Source organism: Mesorhizobium sp. M7A.F.Ca.US.014.04.1.1, assembly GCF_003998745.1.
Classification (GTDB): domain Bacteria; phylum Pseudomonadota; class Alphaproteobacteria; order Rhizobiales; family Rhizobiaceae; genus Mesorhizobium; species Mesorhizobium ciceri.
The window spans coordinates 1-9,614 of the sequence record NZ_RZRW01000194.1 but is presented as its reverse complement, the minus strand read 5'-3'; the positions used below and the strand labels follow the sequence as shown (position 1 = coordinate 9,614).

Annotated in this window: 8 protein-coding genes; 6 read left to right on the top strand and 2 right to left on the bottom strand. The window is 64.3% G+C overall.

What is annotated here, in order from left to right:
- Positions 1–843: TIGR01459 family HAD-type hydrolase (locus EOA22_RS15040; protein ID WP_245478638.1), on the top strand; the 843-nt coding region annotated here is incomplete at its 5' end.
- 6 nt (positions 844–849) lie between these two features.
- A complete protein-coding gene (locus EOA22_RS15035; RefSeq protein ID WP_063170200.1) occupies positions 850–1,830 on the top strand; it encodes a bifunctional riboflavin kinase/FAD synthetase in 981 nt (326 codons plus the stop codon).
- 1 nt (position 1,831) lies between these two features.
- Here EOA22_RS15035 and EOA22_RS15030 read toward each other — a convergent pair whose 3' ends face one another.
- On the bottom strand, positions 1,832–2,386 hold the full coding sequence (locus EOA22_RS15030; RefSeq protein ID WP_013532362.1) for an HdeD family acid-resistance protein: 555 nt from the start codon (positions 2,384–2,386) through the stop codon (positions 1,832–1,834).
- Positions 2,387–2,580: 194 nt separating this feature from the next.
- Between EOA22_RS15030 and EOA22_RS15025 the strand changes: the two genes are divergently transcribed.
- From EOA22_RS15025 to EOA22_RS15015, 3 genes are all read left to right on the top strand, one after another.
- Entirely contained in the window at positions 2,581–3,387 is an 807-nt protein-coding gene (locus tag EOA22_RS15025) for a MipA/OmpV family protein (protein WP_024504841.1), read from the top strand.
- Between the two features lie 234 nt (positions 3,388–3,621).
- On the top strand, positions 3,622–6,585 hold the full coding sequence (gene ileS, locus EOA22_RS15020) for an isoleucine--tRNA ligase (RefSeq protein ID WP_063167720.1): 2,964 nt from the start codon (positions 3,622–3,624) through the stop codon (positions 6,583–6,585).
- 207 nt (positions 6,586–6,792) lie between these two features.
- Positions 6,793–7,464 (top strand): hypothetical protein, encoded by a 672-nt coding sequence (locus tag EOA22_RS15015; RefSeq protein WP_013532359.1) that lies wholly within the window; start codon positions 6,793–6,795, stop codon positions 7,462–7,464.
- Positions 7,465–7,500: 36 nt separating this feature from the next.
- On the opposite strand, the gene EOA22_RS15010 is transcribed toward EOA22_RS15015, so the two are convergent.
- Entirely contained in the window at positions 7,501–7,950 is a 450-nt protein-coding gene (locus tag EOA22_RS15010) for a nucleoside deaminase (protein WP_013532358.1), read from the bottom strand.
- 182 nt (positions 7,951–8,132) lie between these two features.
- Between EOA22_RS15010 and EOA22_RS15005 the strand changes: the two genes are divergently transcribed.
- The coding region (locus tag EOA22_RS15005; RefSeq protein ID WP_127390057.1) for a pseudouridine synthase at positions 8,133–9,614 on the top strand (1,482 nt) is incomplete at its 3' end.

Below are 9,614 nucleotides of genomic sequence, written 5' to 3'. Positions count from 1 at the left end.
ATCATCGGCTCGCCCGAAGACGTGTCGAAGGCCTATTCGGCAATCCTGTGCGACGTCTGGGGCGTGGTCCATAATGGCGAAACGCATTTCCCTGTGGCGGCCTCCGCATTGGCAAGGGCTCGAGAGGCGAAAATCCCCGTCGTCCTGATCACCAATTCGCCGCGCAGAAGTGCCGATGTCGTGGCGCAGATGAACGCGATCGGTGTTCCACCGTCAGCCTACGACCGGGTGGTTACCTCAGGCGACGTGACCCGGGATCTGATCGCCGAAGGGCCGCGCAAGATTTTCCATATCGGCGCCGACCGCGACTTCACCCTCTATGAAGGTCTCGACGTCGAGCTTGTCGAGGAGTTCGAGGCGTCCGGCGTCGTCTGTACCGGCCTGTTCGACGACGAGGTCGAGAAGCCCGAGGATTACGCGGAGCTCCTGCGGCGGCTGCGCGCCAGGAACCTGCCTTTCATCTGCGCAAATCCCGACATCGTGGTCGAACGTGGCGAACGCATCATCTGGTGTGCCGGCGCGCTGGCGCGTGACTATGCCCAGCTCGGCGGCCGCACATTGATCGCTGGAAAACCTTACGCGCCGATCTACAATCTCGCGATGAAGGAGGTTGCCGAGATTCTTGGCCAGCCGGTCGAGCGCGGCCAGGTGCTGGCCATCGGCGACGGCATGATGACCGATGTGAAGGGCGCCGCCGACAATGGCTTCGATGTTCTTTATGTCTCCGGCGGTATCCATGCCCGCGACTATGGCGATGCCCTGCAACCGGATCCGGCAAGATTGGCGGCCTTCCTGGAAAAGCATGGCTATGGTCCGGTGGCCGTCATTCCCAGACTTCGGTAGGTGACGATGGCAGCCTTCCAGCGCATCCTGGCAACCGCGCCGCTTCCCGCCGACCTGCGCGGCGGCGTCGTGGCGATCGGCAATTTCGATGGCGTCCATCGCGGCCATCAGGCGGTGCTCGAGCGAGCCTCGGCGGAGGCAGGACGGCGCGGCGTGCCGGCCCTGGTGCTGACATTCGAACCGCATCCGCGCAAGATCTTCAGGCCTGATATCCCGTTGTTCGTGCTGACGCCGCCGCCGATGAAGGCGCGGCTGCTGTCGCTGCTGGGCTTTGCCGCGCTCGTCGAGCAGCCGTTCACGCGCGACTTCGCCTCGCTGTCGGCGGAAGCGTTCGTGACGGATGTGCTGGAAACGAACCTCGGCATTACTCACGCCGTAACCGGGTTCGACTTCCATTTCGGCAAGGATCGTCAGGGCGGCCCGGCCTACCTGATGGCGGCCGGCGAGCGTCACGGCTTCGGCGTCACGCTCGTCGACGCGTTCCGGGACGAGGGCGCCGAGGTGGTGTCGTCCAGCCGTATCCGCGGATTGCTGGGCGAGGGTGAAGTGGCTGAAGCCGCCGGTCTGCTCGGCTACCGGTTCACCGTCGAAAGCGAGGTGGTCGGCGGACAGCAGCTTGGCCGCACCCTTGGCTTTCCAACCGCGAATATGAGGCTGTCGGCTGAAGCCGCACTCAGGGAGGGCATCTATGCCGTCCGCTTCCGCCGCGCCGACGGCACGCTTCACGACGGCGTCGCCAGCTTTGGCCGACGCCCGACAGTCGACGACAACGGCGCGCCGCTGCTGGAAACCTTTGTCTTCGATTTCTCCGGCGACCTCTATGGCGAGGTTTGTCAGGTTTCCTTCTTCGGTTTCCTGCGTCCGGAGGTGAAGTTCGAGGGGCTCGACGCGCTGGTCGCGCAGATGAAGCGCGATGAAGCCGAGGCACGCGCGCTGCTTGCCGGCGTCAGGCCGCTCTCCGACCTCGACGCTGCGATGGCATTTTAAGCTACTTCTTCAGTGCCAGGCCAACGGCGATGAAGGTCCAGCCCTGGAAGATCAGATCGATCGCCAGGAACAGACCGAGCACCCACAGGCTGTTGACCGGCCAGCCCATGGCGATGATCAGGCCCGCAAGCGCGGTGATGACACCGGCAGCGACGATCCAGCCCCAGCCGCGTTCCGGCCGATGGCTGTAGCCGACCCAGGCCCTGAGCACCCCTGACGCGACCAGCGCAATCGCCAGCAGGAATGTCAGCACCGCCGAGGCAAGCAACGGATTGCCGAAAGCGAAGAAGCCGGCAACGGCGTACAGCAGTCCGCTGAGCAGCCAGTAGAAGAAGCGGCTCCAGGTCTTGACGCCGAACGCGTGCACGATCTCGATGATGCCCGCCATCAGCATCAGCCATCCCACGACGTAGACGGAAGCCACCGTGGCGACGAACAGGTTGGCGAAGGCAATGCCGCCGAAGATGAGCAGCAGCACACCGAGCGCGACAAACCATCCCCATTTTGTCCGTGTCTGTTCGATCGCGATTTTCAGGGCGTCGCCATGCAGGGTCATTGTCGCGGTCTCCATCGAGGGCTGCGGAATACTGCGGATGGAAGGTAATCCGGGCGCGGGCCAACGTCCAGTCGATGACCGGCAGCGGCATCGCGGCAAAGCGCGAGCGTATGTCTCGGGTTTAAATCAAATTTTACCAAACGGCCGTCAAAGCTGTCATCGGTAATCGTGTGTGTCGTGTTAGTGGAGTGGCCATGAGTCCGGTCGGAAGAATCTCTCTAGTGTTGGCCGCTGCGGTGCTGGGCGGGGCGGGCGCCGCCAATGCGGGCGAGGGCAGCTGGCTGTCCGGCGACTGGTATCTGACCGTTGGCGCCACCGGCCTGGTCGCGCCCAATTTCGAGGGCGGCAGGAAATACATGCTGAGCGCCCAACCCATCATCTCATTGGGCAAGGCCGGACCGGCGGCACGCTTTGTCTCGCGCAACGACAACATCTCGTTGGCGCTGGTCGACGATGGCGGTGTCCGCGCCGGCCTGACCGGCAAGTTCCTGTTTTCCCGCGACGACGACAACGCCGATGAACTGAAGGGCCTCGATCCGGTGCGCTGGGGCGGCGAAGTCGGCGGCTTCTTCGAATTCTATCCGACGGACTGGCTGCGCGCCCGCGCCGAGCTGCGCCACGGCATTCGCGCCCACAACGGCTTTGTCGCCGACATCGCCGCCGATGCCTTTTACGACGTGACGCCGACCGTCAGGATTTCGGGAGGACCGCGTGTTTCCTTCGCCTCTGGCAACTATTTTGACGCCTATTATGGCGTCAACGCGCAGGAGGCGGTGGCCTCGGGCCTGAGCGAATACCATCCCGGTGGCGGGCTGAAATCGACCGGCCTTGGCGGCGCCATAACCTGGAAGGTGACCGAGCCGATGACCGCCAGCCTGTTTGGCGAATATTCGCGCCTGATGGGACCGGCGGCCGATTCCAGCCTGGTCAAGGAGCGTGGCGACCGCAACCAGTTCACGGTCGGCGTGTCGACCACCTACCGCTTCGATTTCACGATGTAGGTGAATCGAACGAGAGACGCTTTATTCCTGCCGTGGCTTCGGCTAAAAGCCCAGCCATGACCAGCTTTTCGCGCCTTTTCGCGATCGCGATACGAATTACAGGCCCGGTGTTCCGGGTGGCCTGAGCGCCGCCGGAGCCGCCGGGAGTTTCTGCGCGCCCCTCGCGCTTTTTTCATAACATGATAGTTCACGCCCGAGCTTGTACGCCCGCCGGGCAATGCACATGGCAGACCAATGACCGACACAACTGAAACGATCGACTATTCCAAGACGCTTTATTTGCCGCAGACGGACTTCCCGATGCGCGCCGGCTTGCCGGAGAAGGAGCCGCTGCTGGTCAAGCGCTGGCAGGACATGGATCTCTACCGCAAGCTGCGCGAGAGCGCTGCCGGCCGCACGAAATACGTGCTGCATGACGGCCCGCCCTACGCCAATGGCAACATCCATATCGGCCATGCGCTGAACAAGATCCTCAAGGACGTCATCACCCGCTCGTTCCAGATGCGCGGTTACGACTCGAACTATGTGCCCGGCTGGGACTGTCACGGCCTGCCGATCGAATGGAAGATCGAGGAGCAGTACCGCGCCAAGGGCAAGAACAAGGACGAGGTACCGGTTAACGAGTTCCGCAAGGAATGCCGCGAATTCGCCGCGGGTTGGATCACAGTGCAGGGGGCCGAGTTCCAGCGCCTCGGCGTCATCGGCGACTTCAAGAACCCCTATACGACGATGGCTTTCCATGCCGAGTCGCGCATCGCCGGCGAGCTTTTGAAATTTGCCATGTCGGGCCAGCTCTATCGCGGCTCCAAGCCGGTGATGTGGAGCGTGGTCGAGCGCACGGCGCTGGCCGAGGCCGAGATCGAATACCACGACTATGAGAGCGACACGATCTGGGTGAAGTTTCCGGTCGCCAGCCTTGTCCGCCCCATTGACGATGGCCAGACCAAGCTGACGGAGGGCGCCCTCGATCTGCTGCAGGCCCACGTCGTCATCTGGACGACGACGCCGTGGACGATCCCAGGCAACCGCGCCGTCAACTATTCGCCGCGTATAAATTATGGCCTCTACGAGGTCACGGCAGCCGAGAACGCGTTCGGCCCGCAGCCGGGCGAAAAGCTGATCTTTGCCGACGCACTGGCCGAAGACTCCTCGGCCAAGGCCAAGGTCACCTTGAATCGTCTCCGCAGCGTCTCGGCGCAAGAGCTTGGAAGCCTTACGCTTTCACATCCGCTCAAGGGCTTGGGCGGCGGCTACGAATTTGCCGTTCCGATGCTCGCCGGTGACCATGTCACCGACGATGCCGGCACCGGCTTCGTCCACACCGCGCCCGGACACGGCCGCGAGGACTTTGACGCCTGGATGGACGCGGCGGTGGATCTGCGCGCACGCGGCATCGATCCCGCCATCCCGTTCACCGTTGACGATGGCGGCTTCTTCACCAAGGACGCGCCGGGTTTCGGACCGGACCGCGAGGGTGGACCGGCGCGCGTCATCGACGACAACGGCAAGAAGGGCAACGCCAACCAGGCCGTCATCGACGAGCTGATCAAGCGCAACGCGCTGTTCGCGCGTGGCCGGCTGAAGCACAGCTATCCGCATTCGTGGCGGTCCAAAAAACCGATCATCTTCCGCAACACGCCGCAATGGTTCGTTTATATGGACAAGGACCTCGGCGACGGCTCGACGCTGCGCAGCCGGGCGCTCAAGGCCATCGACGAAACCCGTTTCGTGCCCGCCGCCGGCCAGAACCGCATCCGCGCCATGATCGAGGAGCGCCCGGACTGGGTGCTGTCGCGCCAGCGCGCCTGGGGCGTGCCGATCGCCGTCTTCGCCGATGTCGACGGCAATGTGCTGAAGGACGAAGCGGTCAACCAGCGCATCATGGACGCCTTCGAGAAGGAGGGCGCCGACGCCTGGTTCGCCGCTGGCGCCAAGGAGCGTTTCCTTGGCAATCACGATGCCTCCAAATGGAAGCAGGTGATGGACATCCTCGACGTCTGGTTCGATTCGGGCTCGACGCATGTCTTCACGCTGGAGGATCGCCCTGACCTGAAATGGCCGGCCGACGTCTATCTCGAAGGCTCCGACCAGCATCGCGGCTGGTTCCATTCCTCGCTGCTGGAAAGCTGCGGCACCAGGGGCAGGGCGCCTTACGATACTGTCGTCACCCATGGTTTCACCATGGACGAGGATGGCCGCAAGATGTCGAAGTCGCTCGGCAACACCGTGGTGCCGCAGGACGTCATCAAGCAGTCGGGCGCCGATATCCTGCGTCTGTGGGTGGTGACGACCGACTACTGGGAGGACCAGCGGCTCGGCAAGAACGTGCTGCAGACCAACATCGATGCCTACCGCAAGCTGCGCAACACCATCCGCTGGATGCTCGGCACGCTCGCCCATGACGATGGCGAAGAGGTGCCGCTGGAGAAGATGCCGGAGCTGGAGCGGCTGATGCTGCACCGGCTGGCCGAGCTCGATGAGGTCGTGCGCTCGGGCTACGACGCTTTCGAGTTCAAGCGCATCACCCGCATGCTGCTCGATTTCATGGTGGTCGAGCTGTCGGCGTTCTATTTCGACATCCGCAAGGACGCGCTCTACTGCGACGCGCCGTCGAGCCTGAAGCGCAAGGCTTCGGTGCAGGTGGTGCGCCATCTCTTCGATTGCCTGGTGAAATGGCTGGCGCCGATGCTGCCCTTCACCATGGAGGAGGCCTGGCTCGATCGTCATCCCGACGCGGTCTCGGTGCATCTCGACCAGTTCCCGCAAATCCCGGCGGACTGGCAGAACGAGGCGTTGGCGGAAAAGTGGCGCCAGGTGCGGCAGGTGCGGCGCGTCGTCACCGGCGCGCTGGAGATCGCGCGCGCCCAGAAGGTGATCGGATCGTCGCTGGAAGCGGTGCCGGTCGTCACCATCAACGATGCAGCGCTCGAAGCGGCGATTTCAGATGTCGACATGGCCGAGATGGCGATCACCAGCGATCTGGTCATCGCGCATGGCGAGGCACCGGCTGGTGCCTTCGCGATCGACGACGTCAGGGGTGTCGCCGTGGTGGTCGAGAAGGCCGAGGATCGCGGCCTGTTAAAATGCGCACGCTCATGGCGCTACACCGCCGATGTCGGCCAGGATCCGGAATTCCCGGATGTTTCGGCCAGGGATGCGGCGGTGCTGCATGAATTGAAGGCGCTTGGCCGGCTTTGACAGGCCGGCCAGCTTGATCGGTGCACAAATGCCACGCCGGGCGGGTGAAAACCGCCCGCGCGTTGCCCTTAACGAGTGGTTGAGGTAAACACGCGAAACTCCGGAAGACAAATTGTCGCCGGATTTCCGTCGCAAGTGCTTGGACGATGGGGACCGGCCACGAGGCTGGTGGCAATCGAGAGGCTGTCTAGAGTGGGACTTTTTGGCATGACCGAGAGATATAATGCGCGCCTGGCGCTGCTGGCGCCGCTTGTCGCGTCGGGCCTCGCTTTGTCCGGCTGCATGGGCTCTCCGACCTACGGCACCGACAAGACCGCCGGCGAACAGCTGGCCGGCGATATTTCAGGCGCCTTTTCATTTGCGCCGAAGCGCAAGGAACAGATCGACTACAAGCCGCGTCCGACGCTTGTAAAGCCGGCGCCCGGCCAGAAGGAAGCGCTGCCGGCCCCGCAGGACAGCATCGAGACGGCGAGCGCCGAATGGCCCGAATCGCCCGAGCAGCGCCGCGCCCGCTTGCGGGCCGATGCCACCGCCCATCAGAACGACCCGGCCTATCAGTCGGAGATCGTCGACGACGTGCAAACCGATCCGGCCTCGGTGAAAAGGGCGATGGCGGAGTCAGGCTCGAGCCACCCGCCGGCATGGACACCGGCCGATTCCGACAAAGGCCGTGCCGCCGAGATCCAGCGTCGCCTCGCCGACAGCAAGCAGGGCGATCCGAACACCCGCAAATATCTGAGCGAGCCTCCAGTGCAGTATCGTGTCGCGGCCGGCACCGCGCCGCAGAACGAGCTTGGCGAGGACGAGTACAAGAAGGAACGCCGTCTCAAGAAAGAGGCGGAAGGCAAGAAGGGCAGCGGCTGGTTCGATTGGCTGTAAGAACACCGAATTGTGTCGCCGGGCGTAGCGCCCGCTTCAGCCGCGCCGCTCCCGAAAAAATCCTTTAAGCAGCAGGCCTGCTTCGGTCTCGCCCATGCCCGGATAGATGTCGGGCGCGTGGTGGCAGGTCGGCGAGGCGAAGAAGCGCACGCCATTGACCACAGCGCCGCCCTTGTCGTCGGCGGCGCCGAAATAAAGCCGGCGCAGCCGGGCGAAGGAAATGGCGCCGGCGCACATGGCGCAAGGCTCCAGCGTCACATAGAGATCGTGCCCGGTCAGCCGCTCGGCCGACAGTTTGCGGCAGGCTTCGCGGATGACCAGCATCTCGGCATGCGCGGTCGGGTCGGCAAGTTCGCGTGTGCGGTTGCCGGCGCTGGCGACAACACCAGCGCCGTTGGCGATGACGGCGCCGACCGGCACTTCGCCTCGCAAGGCGGCAGCTTCGGCCTCCTTCAGCGCCAGCGCCATGAAATCGGGCCGCTTCACGCGATTTCCACTCCGATTATCTCCTCGCCACCTGACGGTGATCCTGTTATGGAGCGCATGACATCGAAAATCGGGACTCGGTTTTCGAAAATGATCATGCGCCACATCAAAAGTGCTACAGCGTTCGTTGCGCGCCCGAAAGGATGCGCCACGCTGTAGCAGCGCAAACGGATAAAGGCCACATGGACGACAACGACAAGAAATTCCGACCCAGGAAGGGGCCGGCCAAGAGTGGGCCGAAAGCCGCGGGACCGCGCAGCCGCGATGGCGCCGCGGGCAAGGGCGGCAAACCGTCCTTTGGCGCCAAGAAACCTTACGCACCGCGTGGCGACCGGCCGATGGCTGCCGATGGCGAGCGGCCGAAGCGCGATTTCAAGGGCGGCGACAAGCCTTTCAGCAAAGGCCCGCGTCCCGAAGGCAAGCCTTTTGAGAAACGCGAGGGGCCGCGCAAGCCCTATGCACCGCGCGGCGATCGCCCAATGGCCGCCGAAGGCGAGCACAAGCCCTATGAAAAGCGCGAAGGACCGCGCAAGCCCTACGCACCGCGCGGCGATCGTCCAATGGCCGCAGAAGGCGAGCGCAAACCGTATGAAAAGCGCGAGGGGCCACGCAAGCCCTATGCGCCGCGCGGCGACCGCCCGGTGGCCGCTGAAGGCGAGCGCAAGCCCTACGAGAAGCGCGAAGGGCCACGCAAACCCTATGCACCGCGGGGCGACCGGCCGGCTGCGGCGGCAGCGGGCGGCGAAAAGCGCTTCGACCGTCCCAAGCGCGATTTCAGTGACCGCGCCCCGCGTGACGCCGTCGATCGCCCAAAGCGTGACTTCAGCGATCGCCCGAAGCGGGATTTCAACGATCGGCCGCAAGGCGCGTCAGGCGGCAGCTTCAAGCCACGCCCGCGTCCCGCCGAGGCTGCGGAAGAGGCAGGCGAGCGCATCGCCAAGCGGCTGGCCCGCGCCGGCCTCGCCTCGCGCCGCGATGCCGAGGAGCTGATTGCCGCCGGCCGCGTCAAGGTCAATGGTCGCGCTCTGACTTCACCGGCCTTCAACGTGATGCCTGATGACATCATCCATCTCGACGGTATGGAAATCCCGCCGATCGAGCGCACAAGGCTGTTCCTGTTCCACAAGCCGGCCGGCGTCGTCACCACCAACCGCGATCCCGAGGGCCGCAAGACCGTCTTCGACGTGCTGCCGGCTGAATTGCCACGGCTGATGACCATCGGCCGGCTCGACATCAACACCGAAGGCCTGCTGCTGCTCACCAATGATGGCGGCCTGTCGCGCGTGCTCGAACTGCCGGCCACCGGCTGGCTGCGCCGCTACCGCGTGCGCGTCCACGGCAAGGTCGAGGAAAGCGCGCTTGCCGGCCTGCGCGAAGGCATCGCCGTCGACGGCGTCTTTTACGGCGCCATCGAAGCGACGCTCGATCGCGAGCAAGGCACCAATGCCTGGCTGACGATCGGCCTGCGCGAGGGCAAGAACCGCGAAGTCAGGAACATCCTGGGTTCGCTCGGCCTCGACGTGACGCGGCTGATCCGTATCTCCTACGGGCCGTTCCAACTCGATGACCTCGCCGAGGGCCATGTGCTGGAAATCATGGGCAGGGTGTTGCGCGACCAGCTTGGCGAGCGCCTGGTCGAGGAATCGGGCGCGAGTGTCGACGTC

What these genes read in the sequence shown, in the direction of transcription:
- EOA22_RS15025 (WP_024504841.1), top strand. Translation starts at nt 2,581, where the DNA reads ATGAGTCCGGTCGGAAGAATCTCTCTAGTGTTGGCCGCTGCGGTGCTG.
- EOA22_RS15030 (WP_013532362.1), bottom strand. Translation starts at nt 2,386, where the DNA reads ATGACCCTGCATGGCGACGCCCTGAAAATCGCGATCGAACAGACACGG.
- EOA22_RS15015 (WP_013532359.1), top strand. Translation starts at nt 6,793, where the DNA reads ATGACCGAGAGATATAATGCGCGCCTGGCGCTGCTGGCGCCGCTTGTC.
- EOA22_RS15035 (WP_063170200.1), top strand. Translation starts at nt 850, where the DNA reads ATGGCAGCCTTCCAGCGCATCCTGGCAACCGCGCCGCTTCCCGCCGAC.
- ileS (WP_063167720.1), top strand. Translation starts at nt 3,622, where the DNA reads ATGACCGACACAACTGAAACGATCGACTATTCCAAGACGCTTTATTTG.